Source organism: Synechococcus sp. N19 (genome assembly GCF_900474045.1).
Classification (GTDB): Bacteria; Cyanobacteriota; Cyanobacteriia; order PCC-6307; family Cyanobiaceae; genus Parasynechococcus.
On record NZ_UCNR01000011.1, the window covers coordinates 128,270 to 149,841 of the forward strand.

At 62.6% G+C, this 21,572-nt stretch carries 26 protein-coding genes and 1 tRNA gene; 13 read left to right on the forward strand and 14 right to left on the reverse strand.

All coding sequences use genetic code 11. The features are described 5' to 3' along the window. Positions 1–11: 11 nt before the first annotated feature. From murB to DXY02_RS12535, 3 genes are read right to left on the reverse strand one after another with little or no spacing between them, the layout of a single operon-like run. The gene (gene murB / locus DXY02_RS07935; RefSeq protein ID WP_114988834.1) at positions 12–917 is read right to left on the reverse strand and encodes a UDP-N-acetylmuramate dehydrogenase; all 906 of its coding nucleotides are present in this window, start codon (positions 915–917) and stop codon (positions 12–14) included. After that, positions 914–2,323 carry a UDP-N-acetylmuramate--L-alanine ligase gene (gene murC, locus DXY02_RS07940; RefSeq protein WP_114988835.1) on the reverse strand — a complete coding sequence of 470 codons (1,410 nt, stop codon included), beginning with the start codon at positions 2,321–2,323 and terminating at the stop codon, positions 914–916. Before murC ends, murB begins: the two co-directional genes overlap by 4 nt. A 9-nt stretch (positions 2,324–2,332) precedes the next feature. Next, the gene (locus DXY02_RS12535) at positions 2,333–2,485 is read right to left on the reverse strand and encodes a hypothetical protein (protein WP_170951515.1); all 153 of its coding nucleotides are present in this window, start codon (positions 2,483–2,485) and stop codon (positions 2,333–2,335) included. Here DXY02_RS12535 and gap point away from each other — a divergent pair. Then, on the forward strand, positions 2,484–3,509 hold the full coding sequence (gene gap, locus DXY02_RS07945) for a type I glyceraldehyde-3-phosphate dehydrogenase (RefSeq protein ID WP_038556735.1): 1,026 nt from the start codon (positions 2,484–2,486) through the stop codon (positions 3,507–3,509). The genes DXY02_RS12535 and gap overlap by 2 nt on opposite strands. An 80-nt stretch (positions 3,510–3,589) precedes the next feature. Here the strand turns inward: gap and thiL are convergent, their stop codons facing one another. Both thiL and DXY02_RS07955 read right to left on the reverse strand, forming a co-directional pair. After that, a complete protein-coding gene (gene thiL / locus DXY02_RS07950; RefSeq protein ID WP_114988836.1) occupies positions 3,590–4,576 on the reverse strand; it encodes a thiamine-phosphate kinase in 987 nt (328 codons plus the stop codon). Then, complete coding sequence (locus DXY02_RS07955; protein WP_170951516.1) at positions 4,573–5,649, reverse strand: peptidylprolyl isomerase; 1,077 nt, start codon at positions 5,647–5,649, stop codon at positions 4,573–4,575. Before DXY02_RS07955 ends, thiL begins: the two co-directional genes overlap by 4 nt. Positions 5,650–5,714: 65 nt before the next feature. Between DXY02_RS07955 and efp the strand changes: the two genes are divergently transcribed. Together efp and accB are read left to right on the forward strand one after the other, a co-directional pair. Next, positions 5,715–6,278, forward strand: coding sequence for an elongation factor P (gene efp, locus DXY02_RS07960; protein ID WP_011363074.1), 564 nt, complete (start codon positions 5,715–5,717; stop codon positions 6,276–6,278). Then, entirely contained in the window at positions 6,275–6,751 is a 477-nt protein-coding gene (accB, locus tag DXY02_RS07965) for an acetyl-CoA carboxylase biotin carboxyl carrier protein (protein ID WP_114988838.1), read from the forward strand. Before efp ends, accB begins: the two co-directional genes overlap by 4 nt. A gap of 1 nt (position 6,752) precedes the next feature. Here the strand turns inward: accB and pdxA are convergent, their stop codons facing one another. Continuing rightward, on the reverse strand, positions 6,753–7,769 hold the full coding sequence (pdxA, locus tag DXY02_RS07970; RefSeq protein WP_114988839.1) for a 4-hydroxythreonine-4-phosphate dehydrogenase PdxA: 1,017 nt from the start codon (positions 7,767–7,769) through the stop codon (positions 6,753–6,755). Between pdxA and DXY02_RS07975 the strand changes: the two genes are divergently transcribed. Next, positions 7,750–7,959: a 4-hydroxythreonine-4-phosphate dehydrogenase gene (locus DXY02_RS07975; protein WP_244276202.1), complete on the forward strand. Its 210-nt coding sequence runs from the start codon at positions 7,750–7,752 to the stop codon at positions 7,957–7,959. The two genes, pdxA and DXY02_RS07975, sit on opposite strands and share 20 nt — an antisense overlap. Here DXY02_RS07975 and DXY02_RS07980 read toward each other — a convergent pair. Next, on the reverse strand, positions 7,913–8,866 hold the full coding sequence (locus DXY02_RS07980) for an SDR family oxidoreductase (protein ID WP_114988840.1): 954 nt from the start codon (positions 8,864–8,866) through the stop codon (positions 7,913–7,915). The two genes, DXY02_RS07975 and DXY02_RS07980, sit on opposite strands and share 47 nt — an antisense overlap. Positions 8,867–8,898: 32 nt before the next feature. Between DXY02_RS07980 and DXY02_RS12540 the strand changes: the two genes are divergently transcribed. Next, complete coding sequence (locus DXY02_RS12540) at positions 8,899–9,066, forward strand: hypothetical protein (protein ID WP_170951517.1); 168 nt, start codon at positions 8,899–8,901, stop codon at positions 9,064–9,066. 3 nt (positions 9,067–9,069) lie between these two features. On the opposite strand, the gene DXY02_RS07985 is transcribed toward DXY02_RS12540, so the two are convergent. Then, entirely contained in the window at positions 9,070–9,465 is a 396-nt protein-coding gene (locus DXY02_RS07985; protein ID WP_114988841.1) for an HNH endonuclease, read from the reverse strand. 161 nt (positions 9,466–9,626) lie between these two features. Here DXY02_RS07985 and DXY02_RS07990 point away from each other — a divergent pair, with 161 nt between their 5' ends. After that, positions 9,627–11,231, forward strand: coding sequence for a DEAD/DEAH box helicase (locus DXY02_RS07990; protein WP_114988892.1), 1,605 nt, complete (start codon positions 9,627–9,629; stop codon positions 11,229–11,231). Here DXY02_RS07990 and DXY02_RS07995 read toward each other — a convergent pair. The 3 genes from DXY02_RS07995 to DXY02_RS08005 are packed head-to-tail and all read right to left on the reverse strand — an operon-like array spanning position 11,186 to position 12,524. Continuing rightward, positions 11,186–11,524 (reverse strand): hypothetical protein, encoded by a 339-nt coding sequence (locus DXY02_RS07995; RefSeq protein WP_244276203.1) that lies wholly within the window; start codon positions 11,522–11,524, stop codon positions 11,186–11,188. The genes DXY02_RS07990 and DXY02_RS07995 overlap by 46 nt on opposite strands. Before the next feature lie 43 nt (positions 11,525–11,567). Next, positions 11,568–11,978 (reverse strand): DUF6554 family protein, encoded by a 411-nt coding sequence (locus DXY02_RS08000; RefSeq protein WP_114988842.1) that lies wholly within the window; start codon positions 11,976–11,978, stop codon positions 11,568–11,570. A gap of 33 nt (positions 11,979–12,011) precedes the next feature. Continuing rightward, complete coding sequence (locus DXY02_RS08005; RefSeq protein ID WP_114988843.1) at positions 12,012–12,524, reverse strand: AbrB family transcriptional regulator; 513 nt, start codon at positions 12,522–12,524, stop codon at positions 12,012–12,014. Between the two features lie 83 nt (positions 12,525–12,607). On the opposite strand from DXY02_RS08005, the gene DXY02_RS08010 reads away from it, so the two are divergent. Continuing rightward, entirely contained in the window at positions 12,608–12,931 is a 324-nt protein-coding gene (locus DXY02_RS08010; RefSeq protein ID WP_114988844.1) for a chemotaxis protein, read from the forward strand. A gap of 38 nt (positions 12,932–12,969) precedes the next feature. Continuing rightward, entirely contained in the window at positions 12,970–13,188 is a 219-nt protein-coding gene (locus DXY02_RS12545; RefSeq protein ID WP_011363083.1) for a hypothetical protein, read from the forward strand. A 351-nt stretch (positions 13,189–13,539) separates the two neighbouring features. Here the strand turns inward: DXY02_RS12545 and DXY02_RS08025 are convergent. Both DXY02_RS08025 and DXY02_RS08030 read right to left on the reverse strand, forming a co-directional pair. After that, a tRNA-Gly gene (locus tag DXY02_RS08025) sits at positions 13,540–13,611 on the reverse strand. 32 nt (positions 13,612–13,643) lie between these two features. Then, positions 13,644–14,792 (reverse strand): alanine--glyoxylate aminotransferase family protein, encoded by a 1,149-nt coding sequence (locus DXY02_RS08030; RefSeq protein ID WP_114988845.1) that lies wholly within the window; start codon positions 14,790–14,792, stop codon positions 13,644–13,646. A 38-nt stretch (positions 14,793–14,830) separates the two neighbouring features. Here DXY02_RS08030 and cbiD point away from each other — a divergent pair, with 38 nt between their 5' ends. The 5 genes from cbiD (at position 14,831) to mrdA (ending at position 20,423) form a co-directional block, all read left to right on the forward strand. Then, positions 14,831–15,937, forward strand: a complete 1,107-nt coding sequence (gene cbiD / locus DXY02_RS08035; RefSeq protein ID WP_114988846.1) for a cobalt-precorrin-5B (C(1))-methyltransferase CbiD — start codon at positions 14,831–14,833, stop codon at positions 15,935–15,937. 32 nt (positions 15,938–15,969) lie between these two features. Further along, positions 15,970–17,556 carry a glutamine-hydrolyzing GMP synthase gene (gene guaA / locus DXY02_RS08040; RefSeq protein WP_114988847.1) on the forward strand — a complete coding sequence of 529 codons (1,587 nt, stop codon included), beginning with the start codon at positions 15,970–15,972 and terminating at the stop codon, positions 17,554–17,556. 78 nt (positions 17,557–17,634) lie between these two features. Beyond that, entirely contained in the window at positions 17,635–18,246 is a 612-nt protein-coding gene (locus DXY02_RS08045) for a hypothetical protein (RefSeq protein ID WP_114988848.1), read from the forward strand. 9 nt (positions 18,247–18,255) lie between these two features. Then, positions 18,256–18,639 (forward strand): hypothetical protein, encoded by a 384-nt coding sequence (locus DXY02_RS08050; RefSeq protein ID WP_114988849.1) that lies wholly within the window; start codon positions 18,256–18,258, stop codon positions 18,637–18,639. After that, positions 18,636–20,423, forward strand: a complete 1,788-nt coding sequence (gene mrdA / locus DXY02_RS08055) for a penicillin-binding protein 2 (protein ID WP_114988850.1) — start codon at positions 18,636–18,638, stop codon at positions 20,421–20,423. Before DXY02_RS08050 ends, mrdA begins: the two co-directional genes overlap by 4 nt. On the opposite strand, the gene DXY02_RS08060 is transcribed toward mrdA, so the two are convergent. After that, positions 20,420–21,565 carry a glycosyltransferase family 1 protein gene (locus DXY02_RS08060; RefSeq protein ID WP_114988851.1) on the reverse strand — a complete coding sequence of 382 codons (1,146 nt, stop codon included), beginning with the start codon at positions 21,563–21,565 and terminating at the stop codon, positions 20,420–20,422. The two genes, mrdA and DXY02_RS08060, sit on opposite strands and share 4 nt — an antisense overlap. Positions 21,566–21,572 lie beyond the last annotated feature (7 nt).

Genomic DNA, 21,572 nt, shown 5'->3' on the forward strand with positions numbered 1-21,572 from the left:
GAGCCGGAAGGTTAAGCCGCCGAAGCGAATCCCAGCCGCTTCACTTCGGGGTGCAGACGGATTCCGTGTTCGGATTCGATGCGGTCCTGCACCAGCTGGATCAACTGGGCGATGTCCTTCGCCTCGGCATCACCGGTGTTGACGATGAAATTGGCATGCACGGTTGAGATTTCGGCGCCGCCGATCCGGGTTCCCTTCAGACCTTGCTCCTCGATCAGCCGTCCGGCCTTGAGCGGTTCGGGATTGCGGAAGACACTGCCGCAGCTGGGTTGTTGGTAGGGCTGCGTGGTGGTGCGGTGACTGAGGTTCGCCGTGGTGACCCGCTTCAGTTCATCCGGATCGTGACCGGGCTGCAAGCGGAACCGTGCCGACAACACCACGAGGTTGTCGTCTTGAAGACGGCTGTGCCGGTAGGCGAAGTCCAGTTGATCCCGCTGCAGCTCAAAGCAGTTGCCCCCTTCTATGGGCATGACCCGCACTGACTCCAGCCATTCCGCTGTGCAGCCTCCCTGGGCTCCTGCATTCATCACAGCCGCACCGCCAGCGGTTCCTGGGATGCCAACCGACCACTCCAGACCATGCAATCCAGCGCGGGCAGCGCGTCTTGCCAGTGACGGGATCGGTTCGCCGGCGAGTACCTCCACGGTCCCCGTGGTGGCATCAAGCTGCAGCCCCTGAAGTTTGCGCAGACAGAGCGAGAGCCCCGGCAGGCCGTCATCGTGAATCAGCAGGTTCGACCCAGCGCCGATGACGCGGCAGGGCATGCCCTGATGAGCGGCCCATTCGATCCAGGCCTGGGTTTCCTCAAGGCTGGCGGGTTCGGCCAGCCATTCGGCCGCTCCTCCCACCCGCCAGGTGGTGTAGTCCGCCAGCTTGACTCGGGCCTGCGGTAGGCGGGCATCGCACTGCTGGGTCATGACGTCAGCCTTGACCAAAGTCCATTCACGTCGCCAGCACCCATGGCCAGAACAAGATCGTTCTCGCGGCTGTGCTGGATCACCAGCTCGGTGAGTTGATCGAGGTTGTCTGCGACGGCGATTTCAAGATTCGGTTTCAGCTTGCGCACCCGATCCGCCAGGGCGTTGCTGCTGATGCCCTGCAGCGGTTGCTCGCCTGCGGGATAGACGGGAGCCAGCAGCAGCAGATCACAGTTCTCTAGGGCTTTGGCGAAGCCATCGAGGAACTGCCTGGTGCGGCTGTAGCGGTGCGGCTGGAACACCGCCAGGAGCCGTTGTGGTGCTGTGGGGAGCGGACTGCGGCCACTGCGCACCATCAGGCGTGCCATCTCCAGGGTTGCCTGCACCTCACTGGGATGGTGGGCGTAGTCATCAACGATGTGACGGCCCTTCCAGGTGCCCCGAAGGTCAAAGCGGCGGCCCGGTGCCTTTAGGCCAGCCAGGCCTTCTACCAATTGGTCGAAGGGGAGTCCTTCCATGCGGCAGGCGGCCAAGGCGCCTGTGGCATTGCTCAGGTTGTGCAGCCCGGCCATCGGCAGGGTGAAGTCGCCGACGGGCTGGCCGGCTTCATAAAAACGGGCGACACAGCGATCGCCTTCCAGGCTCAAGGGCAGGGCGGCGAAGTCAACGGATTCGGCGCTCTGGTTGGACCACCAGGCCGTTGGCTGGAAATGTTCCTGCAGGTTCGGGCAGTCGTGATTAGCCAGCACGCGATCGCAACCCCCTGCGAAGCGTTGCAGGGTGGAGATCAGCTCGTCGAGGCTGGAGTAGTGATCGGTGTGATCCAGCTCCAGGTTGGTGATCACCCCCAGGCTGGGGCTGAACTTCACCAGCGAACCGTCGGATTCATCCGCCTCGGCCACGAGCAGCTTTCCCTGGCCGGCGTGACCATTGCTGCCGAGGCTGGGGACGATGCCTCCAATCACAGCGGTTGGGTCTTGATCGGCCTCCAGCAGCAAGGTGGTGATCAAGGTGCTGGTGGTGGTCTTGCCGTGGCTGCCGGCCACTGCGATGGAGGGTTGCTGCTCGATCAGCGCCGCCAGGAGATCGGAGCGATGCCAGATCTCCAGCCCCTGCTGTCGGGCCCGCTGCAGTTCCGGATTGCTCTCAGGGATGGCTGTGCTGATCACCACCACCGGTGAGCCAGCGGCTGTTGCTTCCGTGACGGCATCAATGCAGGTGGCGTCCTGCTGACGGAAGACCTTCACTCCGAGGGTCTTCAGTTGTTGTGTTGTCGCATTGTCACGCGGGTCTGAGCCGCTGACCAAGTGACCGCGGTCAACGAGAATCCGGGCCAAGGCCGACATGCCAATTCCGCCGACACCGATGAAGTGGACTGGTGTCTGACGGTCGAGCAGGCGCGGCAACGGAGGGCTTCAGTCGGAAGAAAGATAAGTCAGCTGCCGCTGCTTGTCTGCCGTGCTGAGGGCCGAATCGAGCTGATTGAAGCGGGCTGGAACAAGGTATTTCTGCTGATTTCTGTATGATCGGCGGCCAAAACCCTTGTGCGGCTTTGCCGCTTCTGCCATGACCCTGCGCGTTGCGATCAATGGATTCGGCCGGATCGGTCGCAATGTTCTGCGGGGATGGATCAGCCGGGGTGCTGACACCGGCCTGGAAATTGTGGGGATGAACTCCACCTCCGACCCCGCCACCAGCGCTCACCTCCTGACCTACGACTCCATCCTTGGGCGTCTCGATCCCTCCGTGGACATCAAGACCACGGACAGCTCGATGTTCGTCAACGGTAAGGAGATCAAGTTCTTCGCTGACCGCAATCCCCTCAACTGCCCCTGGAAGGAGTGGGGCGTTGACCTGGTGATCGAGTCCACCGGTGTGTTCAACACCGATGAGAAAGCCAGCATGCACATCCAAGCTGGCGCCAAGAAGGTGATCCTCACCGCCCCTGGTAAGGGTGATCGCGTCGGCACCTTCGTTGTGGGCGTCAACGACGACCAGTACCGCCACGAAGACTGGGACATCCTCAGCAACGCCAGCTGCACCACCAACTGCCTGGCACCGATCGTCAAGGTTCTGGATCAGAACTTCGGCCTCGACTGGGGTCTGATGACAACCATTCACAGCTACACCGGCGATCAGCGGATCCTGGACAACAGCCACCGCGACCTGCGCCGCGCCCGTGCTGCAGCTCTGAACATGGTTCCCACCACCACCGGTGCAGCCAAGGCCGTGGCTCTGGTTTACCCCGAGGTGAAGGGCAAGCTCACCGGCTTCGCCATGCGCGTTCCCACCCCGAACGTCTCCGCTGTTGACCTCACCTTCGGCCCCTCCCGTGCCGCCAGCGTCGACGACATCAAGGCCGCCATCAAGTCGGCTTCCGAGAACGGCATGAAGGGGATCATCAAGTACAGCGATTTGCCCCTGGTGTCCACCGACTACGCCGGCACCAACGAGTCCACCATCTTTGATGCCGACCTCACCTACGCCATGGGTGACAAGGCTGTGAAGATCCTGGCCTGGTACGACAACGAGTGGGGCTACAGCCAGCGTGTTGTTGACCTCGCCGAAGTGGTGGCCAAGAACTGGAAGTGATCGCCCGTTGATCGCTTTTTTGATCCCTCCCGACCTGGGGGGGATTTTTTTTGGTCAGGCACGGTCGCTTAGGGGGTCGCTCAGGGCTGACCGAAGTGATTAAATCCGCTTGTGTCCACTGGCTCGTGGTTGTGGGCCCAGCGGATGACGCCCGCTTCAGTATTGATCTGGCCGATGCGCTGGCTTTCGGGGATGCATCGCTGCCATGCATCGGCCCAGGCTTCGGGAAGGCTCAGCACCAACTCAAAGTCCTCTCCTCCGGCGAGGCACCAATCCGTCCATCGAGCTCCCTCAGGCCAGCCTTCGGCCGTTGGAAGCTGGTCGTTGTGCACCACCGCTCCGCAGCCGCTGCTGCTGCAGAGACCTGCGACGGCAGAGAGCAGTCCGTCGCTGCTGTCGGTTCCCCCGGCCCGCCAGGGCAGATGCTTCGGTTTGCAGGCCAGCAGCTGCTGGACGTCCTTCAGCCGAGGTGTCGGGCGTTGGTGGCGTGCGATCGCCTGGTCCCGCAGGGTTGTGCACAAAGCGATGTCACGCACGTTTGGATCGTTCTGGAGGAGGGCGAGGCCCAGTCGGCTGAGCCCATGGGGCCCACTGGTGACCAGCACATCGCCAGGGCGGGCTGCGTTGCGATGCAGACGCAGGGGTCCGAGACGGCCGAGTGCCGTGATCGAGAGCAGCCTCTGCTCTCCTTTGGAGCAGTCACCTCCCAGCAGAACGCCGCCGTACTGCCCCAAGGCGGCACTGATGCCTTGATACACCCCGTCCACCCAGTCCCAACGGGTGTGGCCTGGGGCGACCAGGGCCACGGTGATTCCATCGATGTCGACGGCACCACTGGCGGCCAAGTCGGACAGGTTGGCGGCAACGGCGCGCCAGCCCACATCCATGGAGGTTGTGGTGGCATCGCTGAAATGGATGCCATCCACCAGAACGTCGGTGTTGATCAGCAGTGGCCGGGCGTCTGCGGCCAGGGCTGCGGTGTCGTCACTGAGCTGATCCGGAGGAGCGAAGCGAGCCAGCCGCCTGAGCAGCTCCTTTTCAGTCAGCTCCGCCAGGGTCGGGCTCATGCGTGGGCTTTGAGCTGCTCCGCTCCCTCCACCACCTTCACGGCGGTGATCCGGTCATCGACGCCCAATTCCTCCACAACATCGAATCCATCCACCACGTAGCCGAAGGCTGCATTGCGGCCATCCACGAGGTTCAGACCAGCCGGGGTGAGCTCTGCCTCGTAGAGAAACATGAAGAACTGCGAGGATCCGTCGTCGAGGGCCTGGTCTGAATGGGCCCAGCCAAGGGTGCCCAGGGTTGCGAACGGGAGGGTTGGTGTGGCCATGAACAGGCCCACGTCTTCAAAGGTTTCGTTGTAGATCGTGTCGTCTTCGCCCGGCACGCGGATCTCCAGGGGCACATGGCGCTCCTGCTTGGTCTTTGGATCCACGTAGCCGATCTCCGGACCTTCCGGATCACCGCTCTGAAGCACGTAGAAGTCTTCGGCCCGGATGAAGGGCAGTCCGTCATAGAAGCCCTTGAGGGCGAGATCCACGAAGGCGCCTGCGGTGAGTGGGGCGTTGTAGCCATCCACCACGGTGGTCAGCTCTCCCTGGGTTGTGCTGATGTTGAGGGTGGCTCGTCCCTGCAGCCGTGGCAGGGCATCAAATTCTGCGGGGATCTCCCGTTCAAAGCCTTCGGGCACCAGCAGGTCCTCCACATCACCGATGAAGCTCAGCGTCCGGCGTCGATCGGCGATGAAGCCTGGTTTGTCGGTGGCTTTGACCTTCTCTTTGAGGTCTTCAAGGCCCTGATCCACGCGCTCAAACAGTGCTTCTGCCGTACCGCGTTTGGCTTCAGGGACCGCGTTCAGGATGGTGTCGCGGCGGGTGTTGAGCAGCGATTCAGTGCGTGACACCGTCTTGCCGAGGGCTGTCCAGCGTTTGGCCCGCAGATCGTCACTGGTGAGTTCCAGCCGATGCTGCAGTTCGCGGATGTCGTCCTGATCGAAGGGAAGCGCGTCCCGAAGAATCGCGGCAGGGTCCTTCACAGCATTGCCCTGGGGCAATGCGGCCCAGGCAGGGGCGGCGATTGTGATCAGAGCAAAGCTGATCAGAACAGCAAGGACGGCGTTCAAACGCTGATGGACCAAGGGGGAACCCCAGTGCTGACGGGACTTTGGCACAGCCGTATAGTCCGATGAACCGTTCGGTGGGAATGATCTCCAGTAACGACTTCCGCACCGGCACCACGATTGAGATCGATGGGGCCGTCTGGCGTGTTGTCGAGTTCTTGCACGTCAAGCCCGGCAAGGGATCTGCCTTCGTGCGCACCAAGCTCAAGGCGGTGAAGTCCGGCAACGTGGTGGAGAAGACCTTCCGCGCCGGGGAAATGCTTCCTCAGGCGATGTTGGAGAAGTCCTCGCTTCAGCACACCTACATGGAAGGTGAGGACTATGTCTTCATGGACATGGCCACCTACGAGGAGACCCGCCTCAGCGCCGACCAGATCGGCGAGAGCCGCAAATACCTCAAAGAGGGTATGGAGGTGAACGTGGTGTCCTGGAACGACACCCCCCTCGAGGTTGAACTGCCCAACTCTGTGGTTCTGGAGATCAAAGAGACCGACCCTGGCGTCAAAGGCGACACCGCCACCGGTGGCACCAAGCCCGCCATTCTTGAGACCGGTGCACAAGTGATGGTTCCGCTCTTTCTTTCTGTGGGAGAAAAGATCAAAGTGGACACCCGCAACGACAGTTACCTCGGGCGCGAAAACGGATGACCATGCAGCTGGATCACGAACAACTGCACCGCTTGCTGGAAGCGCTCGGCGAGAGCGACATCCAGGAGTTCCGATTGGAAGGGGACGACTTCCGTCTGGAAATCCGTCGCAACCTGCCGGCCCAGGCCGTCATGGCCCCGGTCATGCCCGCTCCCGTTGCTGCTGCACCAGCGCCCGTTGCGCCCGCCGAGCCTGCAGCTGCACCGCCTGCATCCACCGCAACCCGCAGTGACCTGCTCGAAGTCACGGCTCCCATGGTGGGCACCTTCTACCGCGCTCCCGCTCCGGGCGAACCTGCCTTTGTTGAGGTGGGCAGCCGGATCAACGTCGGCCAGACCGTCTGCATCCTTGAGGCGATGAAGCTGATGAACGAGCTGGAGTCTGAGGTTGGCGGTGAAGTGGTGGAGATCCTGGTCGACAACGGCACGCCCGTTGAATTCGGTCAGGTTCTGATGCGGGTCAAGCCGGCCTGAGTCAGCTCAGGTCCCAGGCGGCCTGAAGGGCTGCCGTCGTGCTCTCAGGGCTGGCGATCCCTTGGCCTGCAATGTCGAAGGCGGTGCCGTGGTCGGGGGAGGTGCGTAGGAACGGCAGTTCCAAAGTGGTGTTCACCGCTGCGTCGAAGGCCAGCAGCTTCACGGGAATGAGCCCCTGGTCGTGATACAGGGCTAGGATTCCATCAGGACCAGGCTGGTTTGGTGACTGCCAAGCGTGAGCAGCGCTGATCCAGCAGGTGTCCGGAGGAACGGGACCCACCAGCTGCACCTGAGGATGGTCCTTCCGCCATTGATCCAGCAGCGGCAGCATCCATTCGGCTTCTTCGTGGCCCAGTTGACCGGCTTCACCGGCATGGGGATTCAGACCGGCAATGCGCAGATGGGGTGTGCTCGTAAAGCGTCGACAGAACCCCTCCAGCACGTTCAGTTTGTGCTGTACCAGGTCTGGGCTCAGCGCCTCAGGGACCTGGCTGAGGGGGATGTGGGTGGTGGCCAGCAAGGTGTTCAGGCGCCAGCCGCTGGTGGGAGAGACGGCGGTGAACAGCATTGAGGAGCGCTGGCGTCCAGCCAACTCAGCCAGCCGTTCGGTCTGCCCGGGATAGCGGTGGCCGGCCGCATGCCAGAGGTGTTTGGCGATGGGGGCGGTGACCAGGGCGCGGGACCCCCGTTCCTGCAGCAGTTCGACGGCGCGAGTCAGCCAGCGAAACCCCGCATCGGCTCCGCTGGTGGTGGGCTGTCCTGGCTGAACGCTGGCTTTTAGCGGTTGATCGTCGATCCTGAGGGCTGCGGGGTCGGCAAGGGGGTGGCTCGTTTGCCGCTGCAGTCGCGCGTGGGTGCTGATCAGCGTGCGTCGGCAACCCACCAGCAGGGGTTGGAGCTCTGGGGGGAGCGTGGTTGAGGCGAGGGCTTTGAGCACCACTTCCATGCCGATGCCCGCGGGATCGCCGAGAGCGATCACCAGCTCATGCCTAGGGTTCGTGGAATCGTGGGGGCCCATCGCTGTGCTGCGTTTGCTGCTGCTGGGGTGTTTGTTGGTGGGATTGGCCGCTGGCCTGAGCAATGGCTGGATCGAACTGCATCTCTCCCGTTTCCTTGAGGATGCGAGGCTTTCCCTGCCTGAGGAAGGCGAGGGTTTTGATTTCAACCGTTGGCTGATTGAGGGGGAGAACGCAGGTCAGACGGATTGAGTTTGTCCTGGTTCAGGCAATCCTGCAGCCCAACGCGGTAGTTCGGATGCAGCAATGTGTAACCAAGCTCATGGCAGAGCCTGTGGTTGCTGACGCGGCGGTTCTCGCTCCAGAACGACTGCGCCATTGGACTCATGCTGTCCACGATCTGGTCGAACGGCTCCAGCGGCGGCAGGGCACAACCCAACAGGTCTGCCGCATACCGCATCAGTTCGGCGGTGGGAGCCGGGAGGTCATCCACCACATTTACGATGCTTCTATTGCCCGGGCTTGCCGGAGCGTCCTGTCCGGCGCGATGCATCAGGTGCCAGCAGGCCCCTGCGATGTCTTCCACATGGATGCGGCAGAACACCTGGCCAGGCTTGCCGATCAAGCGGGCCCGCCCTTGCTGCAAGCCGTTGAGCACTGACCGGCCCGGTCCATAAATGCCTGGCAGACGCAGAATCTGGATCGGCAGACCTGAGCGCAACCAAGCTTGTTCGCAGTTGAGGCGGCGCATGCTGCGGTCCAGCGCTGGTGCCGGGTCGTCCTGTTCCGACACCCAACCGCCCTGACGATCGCCGTAAACCCCTGTGGTGGAGAGATAGCCCGCCCAGCGCAGCGGCAGGCTTCTGAGCGTTGGCAGCAGCTTCAATAAGACCGGATCGTTGCCTTCGCGATCCGGGGGGATGGTGGACAGCAGATGGGTCACGCCCTCCAGGGCTGCAGGGTCGAGCTGGTCCTGACCGTTGCTGTCGAACAGCAGATCCGCCTCGGCAGAGTCGAGGGAACGGCGGGTGCAGAGAACCGGTGTTTCCAGAGCTCGGGCCAGGCTGGCCAGACAACGTCCGCTGTATCCGCCGCCCAGCAACAGAAGCTTGGCGTCAGCCGCCAGCGGCTGCGACCGCTTGACAAGATCGGCAAGCATCAGTACACCTGTATTAGGTCAAATGTACTGTCGTGACGTCGTCGTCTCTCCATCGTTCCCGCTCCGGGCCCATCGTGCTCCGGGCCATCCTGACGGCTGCCCTGCTCGTCGGTGCTGTGGTGCTGGCCCCTGAAGACCCAGGCGTTCAGGCCTCCATCTGCCAGCGTCATCACTCCTCGGATGTATGCCGGGTTTGGTGAGCCTCAGGCAGCCTGAGCTGCGATTGAGATGTCGTCCGGCTCGTTGATGGGCTGATCCGGTTGGGCCCACTGCAGCAGGCGGACGGCGAGTCGCAGGTCGCCATCCATCCAGGCCCGGATCGCCATGGCGCGGCGTGGGTCATAAAAGCGCTGTCGCCGGTACCAGTCGAAAACGTCGGCGTCGGATTTGCGGCCATTGCAGGACAAGCAGGCCGGCACACAGTTTTCAGTAACGCTTGAACCCCCTTTGGCCTGAGGGTGAATGTGATCAATTGATTCGGAAGGTTTGCCGCAATAAATGCAACTTTTGCCGGTAAAAGTGTGTAGAGACTGTCGCCATCTTCGAACGCGTAATTTGGGACAGAGTTCGTCGAGAAAAACCGCGTCCCTGCTATGCATCCGAATGCATCGGTTGAGGCAATTCTGCCTTGAACGAAAAGCCCGTCAATGTGTCGAGCGCTGCATTTTCGACAATTTTTCAGCCTGTGATGTGAATCTTGATCTCAATGCTTGCGCGCTGACCTGAGTTCACTAAAGTGTTTGTTTGTGGGGGCCTGTTGGTGCCGCCAAAGCCCACATTGACCTGTTGCCTGGACCTCTCTCCAGCAGGGCTGATCCGGGTGGTCAGCCCGTTTGATGCGGTGACCCAGTCCCAGTTGCGTCGGATCAAGCCCAGGGGCCGTTGGAACGGCGCTGGCCAGGGATGGGATTTTCCCTTGGCCGCAGCCGATGCGCTTCAGCAGGCCCTGGGGCGCCGTTTCCCCGTCACCTCTGCACTGCAGCAGTGGCTCGACTGGTGCCAGCAGCCGCTGCCACCGCTGCCACCGCACCGAACCCTTGTGGCTGCAGCGGATCTCGACGAAGTCCTGCAGGATGGTCGTCGACCTCTGCGCCATCAACGCTCCGGGGTCCGCTGGCTCCTGGCCCGTCGCGGTGCCGTTCTGGCGGATGAGATGGGGTTGGGGAAGACCCTTACAGCTCTGTTGGCGGCCCGTGCCCTGATGCGTTGCGCCGAGCTGCGGTTGCTGGTGGTGGCTCCCGTTGGCCTGCATCCCCACTGGCGCCGGGAATCAGAGGCCCTTGGGGTTGAGCTGGAGCTGGCGAGCTGGGCTCGGCTTCCCGACACCCTGCCACCAGCGGGAACGCTCCTGGTGGTGGATGAAGCGCACTACGCCCAGTCGCTTCAGGCCCAGCGCACGGCTGCCTTGCTGCGTCTGGCCCGTCATCCCCGTCTGCGGGCGATCTGGATGCTCACGGGAACCCCGATGAAGAACGGTCGCCCGTCCCAGCTGTATCCCCTGCTCGCGGCGATGGATCATCCGATTGCTCGGGATCAACGCCAGTTCGAAGAGCGGTATTGCCAGGGGCACTGGCGGGAGGGTCGATCCGGCAAACGTTGGCAGGCGTCCGGCGCCAGTCAGTTGGAGGAGCTGCGGCGCTTAACTCGACCATTGATCCTGCATCGCCGCAAGCAGCAGGTGGTGGACCTTCCTCCCAAGCAGCGACGTCTTCACCCCGTGGCGCTGTCGGAGGCTGAGCTCACGGGTTTCGACCATCGTGTCGAGCTGGTGTTGGACGACTACCGGCATCGGGCTCAGCTCGGAGAGGTGCGACGGGATGCAGAGCACCTGGCTTTGCTCACCTCCATGCGCCAGATCGCTGCGGAATTCAAATTGCCGGCGGCCCAGCAGCTGGTGGAGTCACTGCGCCGGCAAGGCGAGGCTGTAGTGCTGTTCAGTGGCTTCGTGGCCCCATTGCAGCTGTTGCAGCAAACCCTTGGTGGCGAGTTGTTGACCGGTCGTCAGCGCCCTGCTGAACGCCAGGGGAGTGTGGATCGGTTCCAGCAGGGTCAGAACGATTGTCTGTTGGCCACCTTCGGCACCGGTGCCCTTGGCTTCACCCTGCACCGGGCCCGTCATGTGGTGTTGCTGGAACGCCCCTGGACGCCGGGCGATCTCGACCAAGCCGAAGACCGCTGTCATCGTCTGGGAATGGGAGATGGCCTGACCTGTCATTGGCTGCAACTCGGCGCAGCCGACCAGCTGGTGGATGGCTTGTTGGCGAGCAAGGCGGAACGGATCGAGGTGTTGCTGGGGCCCCGGCGTTTGTCGCTGCAACGTCAATCACTCCCCGCCATGGTGCGGGATTGCTTGCAATTGCTCTGACGCACCTGGAGTTCGTGCTGCAGCATCGGGTCGACCGGCTGGCTCGACCGCTTCAGCAGAGACACTGCCGTTGCGACGTCGTCGCAGGCTTTGGCTTGATCGCCAAGCAGGGTCAAGACCAGGGCGCGGTCGCGATGCAGATCGGCCTGATCCGGTGTCTGCTCGATGGCCTCATCACAGCGTTTGACCATCAGCTCAAGCTCATCCATGCGGAACCCGCTGAGGCAACTGGAGACCAGCGGCGTCGGTGTGTTGGCAGGCGTCGCGGGTTGCTTGCTCTGGCAGCCAGCCACCAACACTGCAGCCAGAAGCGTCAGCCCCAGTAGCCCTGAGGGCTCAGTAGCTGTAGCGCGTGGTGTCGTGGCTGCTCTCGATGCTGCTTTCGGTGACGGAGGAGGAGTTTGCAAGGGCGGCAGCGGTGGCTGGTTGGGTGTTCCCGCCGAACAGATCACCAAGGAACTGGCCACAGTCGGGGAAATTGCCGGGGTCCTGGACGACGGCTTCCGTAATCATCACCGAGGCATGCTCCGGGGATGTTTTGAACACGCCGCTGCGCTGCCGTTTGATCACCGCGTAGGCGGCTTTCCAGCTCACCTCGTGGTCGTTGCCGCTGGACCGCATAAAGCAATAGATCTTGGCTCCCTTCTCTTCGGTGGCTTCGGCCGCTTGCAGGGGGGAGATCATGGGGCTGAGAGCGCCGATCAGGGCCGCGGCGGAGAGAACCAGCGATGACCTGATGGGACCCATTACGTCAGTTGTGGATTGATCCCAAGGTATCGATCAGCTTCCAGCTGTCGAGGGCACGATCAGCCGCACCACCAGCGGCAGCACGAGCAGCACGGTGATCAGCCGCACGGCATGGAGAGCGGCTACCGCGGCACCGACGCCGAATTCGGCACCGACCAGGCTCATGCCACTGATGCCACCCGGGGCAGCGCCCAGCAAGGCCACGACGGGATCAATACCGAGCAAGCGGCTGGTCCAGAGGCCGACGACCAGTCCTGTCAGCACCAGCGCCAGGGTGATCAGAACCGCTGGTTTCCAGAGAAGTTGCAGTTGCTCCAAGGATGCTCGCGTCAGGCCAGTTCCGATCACGGTGCCGATGCCGATCTCCAGAACTGTGCGCGTTCCCGCTGGCCATGTGGCTGGTTCCAGCTGGCCGCTCATGCTGACGATGCCAGCACCCAGCAAGGCCCCTGCCAAAGGTGCGGCGGGAATGCCGCTGAACAGAGCCAGCAGTCCGATGGCGGTTCCAGCCAGCAGGTACAGCGCCAGCGTTGCCAAGGAAGGCATCGGTCTCGATCGCGTCATGTCAGCTTGATCTTGAGACAGCGGCGCTCCTGTGTTGTCATCAGCGCAACCATCAGCTTTCGGTGATGACGTCCTCCGTGTCCTTTCGGATCACCCGCACTGCGGAAGATCTCGCGCAAACCATCACGGCTCTGTCGCAGCGTTTGGTGAAACTGGAACAGCGTCAGGAAGCGCTTGAGCTGCAACTGCGCCAGCAGCAGCAGAATCTTAATGCTGTTCCAGACGAAGAGATCTCCACGCTCGAGGGCGTTGAAGCTCTGCTGCGGGAAACGCGGGAGCTCTTGGAGAGCACAGCTCCGATCCCAGAGCCTGAAATGGCTGAAGAGTCCTCCCAGAACCATGCCTGGGGTCAGGAGGCCGAAACAGAAGCGAGCCGCGATGTCGCGTAGGGGTGGCGCGCGGTGCCAAAATAAAAAGAAAGGCAACTATGGCGATCACCATCCCTGCCTCCAATGCTTGTGCCTCTCGCACCTTGCATGGCATGACCATCTGGACCCGGTCAGGTTTCCTTGAAGGTGGTCATCAGCTCGAGAAGCTGGAATTCGCGCTCGCCCTCGCTGAAGCCAAAGGCGATCAGCGCCGTTGCTCGCAGTTGCGTGACCGGATTGCCGATCTGGGGGGCAACGCAGAGGAACCGGGTACCTGATCTGAATTCAAGCGATCGACGGGGTTGATCAACAACCGGGCAGATCGCGTGTGGGATGGTCTAAATATCAATTAGAGCTAATCTTTTGTTGATAAGAGAATTCGAACGTTGACCCTGACGCTTACGAAAACAAAACAATCGGAGACGGCTGCACAACAACGTCATGACCATGAATCGGCAGCTCAGGATCTGTTCATCAAGGCTCGCCACTGCGCAGAAGATGGCCGAATCAATGAGGCGGGCTCGTTGATCTTGCAGGCACTGGGACACGAACGCCGTGCTGGATCTGCCGGGCCTCAGGTTCTTCAGCTCGTTAAGTCTCGTTCTTGATGAACGTTTGAAATTTGTTCAAGCGGGTGACCGGACTCGAACCGGCGACGTCCAGCTTGGGAAGCTGACATTCTACCACTGAATTACACCCGCAAAGGGACGAGATCGCTCTCGCCATCTGTTTTTTAGCCGAGAGCGGCGGAGGCTGCAGCCACCCCTGTTCCCATGCTGCCTTTGTGCAGCCCAAGGGACTGGAGGGTGGATTCAATCGCAGCGACGGCGGTCAGCACATCCCGGTCGCAGACGTAGCCGAGATGGCCGATGCGGAACACCTGACCTTTCAGATGGTCTTGTCCTCCAGCCAGAAGAATGTCGAACTTCTCCTTCACGGCTTTACGCAACTGTTCGGCATCGATGCCTTCGGGGGCCACTGCGGTGATGGCCGGGCTGCCGCAACCCTCGGCGGCAAACAGGGGCAAGCCCATCGCCTTCATGCCTGCCTGGGCGGCAGCGCGATGGCGGGCGTGGCGGGCAAAGATCGCGTCCAGACCTTCCTTCTGCATCATGTCCAGAGCAGCTTCCAGGCCGAAGTAGAGGTTCACGGCCGGGGTGAAGGGGTTGCTGTCCTTCGCCGCCGTTTTCCGGTAAGGGCCCAGATCCAGATAGAACTTGGGCAGATCGGAGCGCTCATAGGCCTCCCAGGCCCGTGCACTCATGGCCACAAAACTGAGTCCCGGTGGAAGCATGTAGCCCTTCTGCGCGCCTGAGGCCACCACATCCAGTCCCCATTCATCCATCGGGACGTTGGTGGCACCAAGGCTGGTGACGCAGTCCGCCAGGGTCAAGGCCGTGCCGTGGGCCTTCACGTGACGGGCAATGCTCTCCAGGTCATTGATCACCCCTGTCGAGGTTTCCGAGTGGGTGAGGATCACGGCCTTGATCGCTTTGGCGCTGTCGGCTTCCAACGCTGAGCGGAAGGCTTCGGGATCGAGGGGTTGGCCCCACTCCGCCTTGATCACATCAACATCCAGTCCGTAGGCGCGGGCCACCTTGACCCAGCGTTCGCCGAACTTGCCGTTGTCACCGCAGAGCACCTTGTCGCCGCGGCTGAGGGTGTTGATGATCCCCGCTTCCATGGCGGCGGTTCCGCTGCCGGTGATCACCAGCACGTCGCTTGTCGTCTGGTGCAGCCACTTGAGCTGTTCGGCGGTCCGCCGCACGATGGCCTGGAACTCCCCGCTGCGGTGGCCGATGGGGTGACGACCCATGGCCTTCAGCACCGTTTCCGGCACCGGGGTGGGGCCCGGAATCATCAGGGTGAGCTTGTCCTGCATGGCGCGGGGGATGCCAATCGGCGACTCTAGAAAACAGCTTGTCCGGTTCCATCGCCCCCTCCAGTTCTGGATTGACCCTGCCGGTGTGGGTGGCGGCGGCGGCCAAGGCGGCCCTGCAGGTGTTGCTTGGTGAGACGTTTGAGCCTGAGCAGCAGTTGAGTCAAGGCTCAGATCAACCGTCTCTGCAGGTGCCGGTCTGCTCAGCGGCTCCTCTGGCCCCAGGAGAGGCCCTGGGCATCAGCCGTTGTGATCCAGGGCCTGGCCTTGATCTGACGCGCGATCTTGAGGTCTGGGTGCGGGTGGCCTGGATCGCTGCATCCCAGCCGGTGCTCGAGCTGCAGGCCGGAGAAGGGGTGGGTCGTTTTGGCGCTGAGGGGGACGTTTGCCTCTCCGGTTTTGCCCGTGGGCTGTTGGAGCGGAATCTGTTGCCCCTGGTGCCGCCGGGTCGGGGCTTGCTGGTGCAGCCGATTCTTCCGAGGGGCCGCGTCCTGGCCGAACGCACCAGCAATGCCGCTTTCGGTGTTGTTGATGGTCTGGCGTTGATCGGTACCCAGGCGGAGGTGCAGCGCAGCGCTGCACCGGATCAACTGCAGCAGGTGTTGGCAGACCTGAGGGCGCTCGCTGCGGATGCGGCGTTTCAGGGACGCCTCGTTCTGGTAATCGGTGAGAACGGCTTGGATCTGGCCTGCCAGCAGGGTCTGGGGCCCGTGTTGAAGGTGGGGAACTGGGTGGGGCCCGTGCTGGTGGCCGCGGCGGAGGCCGGTGTTCGCGATCTGCTGCTGCTGGGTTATCACGGCAAATTGATCAAGCTGGCTGGCGGCATTTTTCACACCCATCACCATCTGGCCGACGGCCGTCTGGAGGTGCTTGTGGCCCTGGGGCTGGATGCCGGTCTGTCGGTGGCCAAGTTGCTGCAACTGCGGGGTGCTGCATCCGTTGAGGAGGCCTTTCAGGCACTGGAGGCCGATCAAGCCATGGCCCTTGGCCAGCATCTGGCCGCGATCGTGGAGCGGCGGAGCCAGTCCTATGTGGATCGCTACGGCGCCTGGTCGATGCGGATTGGTGCTGCCCTGTTCGATCGAAGCCGCACCCTGCGCTGGTGGGGACCGGAGGGGGAGAAGCGCTTCTTTACATTGAGGGATTGACGCTCGTCCGCGAGCGATACCTCCCAGGATCGATGTCCCAGCCCTCGTCCGACGGTCAGCGTCAGCCGGCCATCGTCATCCTTGATTTCGGCTCCCAGTATTCGGAGCTGATCGCCCGGCGCGTGCGCGAGACCGAGGTGTTCTCGGTGGTGCTCGGTTACAGCACGTCGGCCGAGGAGCTGCGACGCATGGCTCCGAGGGGAATCATCCTCAGCGGTGGTCCCAGTTCCGTGTACGCCGAACATGCGCCGCTCTGCGATCCCGGCATCTGGGATCTGGGCATTCCCGTGCTGGGGGTTTGCTACGGGATGCAGCTGATGGTGCAGCAGCTTGGGGGCGTTGTGGAAGCCGCCACGGGCAAGGCCGAATACGGCAAGGCGCCCCTGGAAGTGGACGACCCCACGGACCTGCTCACCAATGTCGACAACGGTTCGACGATGTGGATGAGCCATGGCGACTCAGTGAAGGCTCTGCCCGATGGGTTTGTGCGTCTGGCCCACACCGCCAACACGCCGGAGGCGGCGGTGGCGCACCTGCAACGCAAGCTCTACGGGGTGCAATTCCACCCCGAGGTGGTGCATTCCACCTGCGGCATGGCCCTGATCCGCAATTTCGTGTATCACGTTTGCGGTTGTGATCCGGATTGGACCACCGCGGCGTTCATCGATGAGGCCGTTGGCCTGGTGCGGGAGCAGGTGGGCGACAAGCGCGTTCTGTTGGCTCTCTCCGGTGGGGTGGATTCATCCACCCTCGCCTTCCTGCTCAAAAAGGCGATTGGTGATCAGCTCACCTGCATGTTCATCGACCAGGGCTTCATGCGGAAGGGTGAGCCCGAGTTCCTCATGGACTTCTTCGATCGGAAGTTCAACATCCATGTGGAGTACATCAATGCCCGTCAGCGGTTCATCGGCAAGCTGAAGGGCATCACCGATCCGGAGGAGAAGCGCAAGATCATCGGCACCGAGTTCATCCGGGTGTTCGAAGAGGAGAGCAAGCGGCTCGGGCCCTTCGATTACCTGGCCCAGGGCACGCTTTATCCCGACGTGATCGAAAGCGCCGGCACCAACGTGGACCCCAAGACGGGCGAGCGGGTTGCCGTGAAGATCAAGAGCCACCACAACGTGGGCGGTCTTCCCAAAGACCTTCAGTTCAAGCTTGTGGAGCCCCTGCGCAAGCTGTTCAAGGATGAAGTGCGCAAGGTGGGCCGCAGCCTTGGCCTGCCCGAGGAGATCGTGCGCCGCCATCCCTTCCCGGGGCCTGGTCTGGCCATCCGCATCTTGGGTGAAGTTACCGACGAGAAGCTGGACTGCCTGCGTGATGCCGACCTGATTGTTCGCCAGGAAATCAAGGAAGCAGGGCTGTATCACGACATCTGGCAGGCCTTTGCCGTGCTGCTGCCCGTGCGTTCGGTTGGGGTGATGGGGGACAAACGCACCTATGCCTGGCCGATCGTGCTGCGTTGTGTGTCCAGTGAGGACGGCATGACCGCCGATTGGTCCCGACTTCCCTACGACCTTATGGAGACCATCTCCAATCGGATCGTGAATGAGGTGAAGGGGGTGAACCGGGTGGTGCTCGACATCACCAGCAAGCCCCCCGGCACGATCGAGTGGGAATAACTCGCGGCTGACGCAGGCTGAATCACAGCTGGCGACGGCCCTGCATCACCGATACCTTGGGCCACCGGCCTTTGGGAAATGACGGCGACACAACAGCAGGATGTTCAGCTGCAGCGTCGGCTGCAGCAGGACAGCATTCAGCTGGGTGGCCGCACGATCTATCTGAACCCTTTCCTCTATTGGCGGCGGTTCGACAGCAACACCGATCGCTGGCTGCGGGAGCCCGGCCAGCTGACGGAGGATCAGATCACGGCCAACCGCAGCCGTTTTTACCCCGAACTCGACTGGGGACAGCTGGATGATCACGCCACCGCAGTCCACGATGGCGCTGTGGAGATGTTCCTCAAGAGCCTGGAGCTGATCAGCACCTTCCATCCCGAACTGGGTTCCGGGCAGATGCTCGAGGTGGAACGCAAGATGACGATCACCAAGAAGCGGGCCTTCGAGCGTTGGGTGGACAAGGCGATCCGGCGGCGTCAGCGCGACGAAACCCGTGAGCACCGCCGCTTTGAGCGCAGCCGCTTCTGGCGTGCCTGGCGCGAGTGGATTCTGCTGGACACCACCCAGAAAGCCCTGGTGCCTGTCGTGATGCTGATGGTGCTCAGTGGCGTGATGGGATGGTCCCTGGCGGCGGACCGTGCCGCTTGTCCGACATTGGCGCTTCCTTCGGGACAGACTGGGGTCCGTTGATCTGGCCCCATGGCCGCTGATTCCAACTCCGACAACCCGCTCGACCAGTTGCGTCTGTCTTTGATGCAGGATGTGCTCCCAGTGGGGCTGGCCGTGCTGGAACGTGCCCGTCAGGGGGGTCCCGGCAAGGTGATGGAGGTGTTTACGGCCGGCTCGGAGGACCCCATCGCTGATTTGCGTCAGGAGGGTGAGCCCGTGGCGCGCGACGTGCGAGAACAGCTGGATGCCGTGAGCCCCGGGCTGGGCAATCCGGTGATGCCGGTTTCGGTCTCTGTGGACGAACCCGCAACGGTTGAACAGGACGGGCCCGACGATTTGCTGCCGACCTTGCGGCGGATCGAAGAGCGCCTCGAGGAGTTGCGCCGCCGTTTGCCAGCGCAGCAACAGGAATGACCCGTTCCGCCCAGCAGCGTCAGACCGGTCTGCGTCAGCAACCTCTGGTGCTGCTGGTGTTGGTGCTGCTGTTTTGCAGCGCCATGGTTAGCCGCCTGGTCTGGATGCAGCTGCTGGAGGGGTCGCGCTTTCGTGAACTGGCGGATGAAAATCGCATCCGTCTGGTGCCACGCTCGCCCATTCGCGGTCGGTTGCTTGATCGCAAAGGCCGGGTGCTGGCCACCAGCAAACTCACTTACTCCCTGTACCTCGAGCCGCGTCTGGTCAGCGATGACGACTGGCCTGATCTGCGGGAACGCTTGGCACGGCTGTTGCGCCTGAAGCCTGATCTGCTCGACCAGCGCCGGCAAAAGGGCCTGGATCGGGATGGTTACCGCACCACGTTGGCCCTCGATCTCAAGCCGGAACAGGTGCTGCGCTTCCGGGAACAGGCCTTGGGGTTGCGGGGTGCCCAGGTGGATGTCGACATCCTGCGCTCCTATCCCAATGGAACCCTGGCGGCCCATGCCCTCGGCTACACCCAGCCGATCACGGAAAGCGAATTCGAAATCCTGGCGGAGAAGGGATACAAGATTCGCGACCGCATTGGTCGTACCGGTGTTGAAGCGGCTTACGAGCGCCATCTGCGTGGGAAGTGGGGCGGCCAGATGCTCGAGGTGAATGCCATGGGCGAGGTCCAGCGCAATCTGGGCGATCGACCGTCTCAAGCAGGAAAGGATCTGGTGCTCACCCTCGACCTGGATCTGCAGCGGGTGGCGGAGCAGGCGCTGGCCGACAAGCCCGGTGGCGCCGTGGTGGCGTTGGAGGCGGCAACGGGTGCCGTGTTGGCTTTGGCCAGCCGTCCCAGTTTTGATCCGAATTTCTTCTCCAAGCTGATCACTACCCAGAAGGAGTACGACGCCCTCTTCTCCAATCCGAAGAAGCCGTTGCTGTCCCGGGCTATGAATCCCTATGACCCCGGCAGCACCTGGAAGCCGGTGACGGCGATGGCGGGCATGGAGTCGGGCCAATTCCCGCCCGACACCAAGCTCTACACCACGGCCTGCATCACCTACGGCGGCCATTGCTTCTCGGATCACAACGGTGCTGGTTTCGGTCATATCGGCTATGCCGATGCCCTGCGCTTTTCCAGCAACACGTTTTTTTATCAAGTGGGCGTAGGGGTTGGCTCCAAAGCTCTCAAACAGGCGGCTGATCAGCTGGGCTTCCAGCAGAAAACCGGCATTGAGATCGGCTGGGAAGAGAGTGTCGGGCTTGTGGGGGATGAAGACTGGGCTGCCCGCGGCCGCGGCTGGACCGATCCCGGCACCACTCCATGGATCCCGGAGGACATGGCCAGTGCCTCCATTGGCCAGTCCGTGGTGCAGATCACTCCCTTGCAGTTGGCCCGTGCTTATGCGGTGTTCGCCAATGGTGGTTGGTTGGTGACGCCCCATCTCGCCGCCGGTGACATCGACTGGCTGAGTCCGGAGCACCGCACCAAGGTGTCGATGAAGCCATCAACGTTGCAAACGATCCGGGAGGGCCTGCGCAAAGTGGTGGAGGCCGGAACCGGTGCCGGACTCAATGGCCCTGGCATTCCTGTGGCCGCTGGCAAAACCGGAACGGCTGAAGACAGCACGGGAGGCCCTGATCACGCCTGGTTCGTCTGCTATGCCCCATATTCCGACGGCAAGATCGTTGTGGTGGCCTTTGCCCAGAACACTCCTGGCGGGGGATCGGTTCACGCTCTACCCATGGCCAAGAAGGTGCTGGCCGAGTGGGAGCGCACCCGGCAGCGCTAGGCGGCCGTGAGTTGAGGCGCTGACAGCACCGTGCGGTAATAAGTCCGCAATTGTTCGGTGGCGCCTGCCCAGCCCCAGCGCTCGGCTTCGGCGCGGGCAGCACTGCGCAGGGCCTGGCGTTCCAGGTCGTTGCCCAGCAGGCGGCGGGTGGCTTCGATCAGGCTTGCAGCGCCACCATCGGCGCCGTCGGGTTCATAGAGGCAGCCGTTGACGCCGTCGGTGATGATGTCGGGGATGCCGCCACGGTTGGCGCCGACCACCGGACAGCCGGCTGCCATAGCTTCCAGCAGCACCAGCCCCAGCGTTTCGGTGCTGGAGGGGAAGAGGAAGGCATCGCCGCTGGCGTAGGCCCCTGCCAGGTCGTCCCCGGCGAGGTAGCCGACGAAGGTGGTGGCTGTTCCCTCGAAGTGCTTCTCCAGTTGTTGGCGGTGGGGACCATCGCCCACCAGGGCCAGTCGTGCATCGGGAAGGGCCTCCAGCACGGGGCGGATCCGTTCGATCTGCTTCTCCGCCGAGAGGCGGCCGACGTAGAGCAGCAGCGCTCCACGGTCGTCATGGCCCCCGAGAAGCCGTTGGCGCAATTCCGCGCTGCGCAGCTCGGGACGGAACAACTCCGTGTCCACGCCCCGCTGCCACAGATCAGTGTGCTGAATGCCTTTGTCGCTGAGCTCCTTCACCATGGCGGTGGAGGTGCACAGATTCAGCAGGGCCTGGTTATGGGCGGCCTTGAGCATTTCCCAAAGCAGGGGCTCCAGCATTCCCAGGCCGTAGTGCTCGAGGTACTTGGGCAGGTGGGTGTGATAACTCGCGACCAGGGGGATGCCTTTGTTTTTTGCGAGCCAGATGCCGCCAAGACCCAGCACCGCCGGGTTCACAACGTGGATCAGATCGGGTTGAAACGCATCGATCGCGTCGGACACCGCCGGGCGAGGCAAGGCCAGTTTGAGCTCGGGATAGAGCGGCAGCGGCATTGCCGGAACACCGATCAGGCGTGCCCCCATGTACTCATCTGGACAGCCCTCCGGGCAGAAGACCACCACTTCATCGCCGGCGTCCACCAGATGCTTCACCGTCTTGGTCAGACGGGTGACGATGCCATCAACCTTCGGCAGGAAAGTTTCGGTGAAGAAGGCGACTTTCAAGGATGAA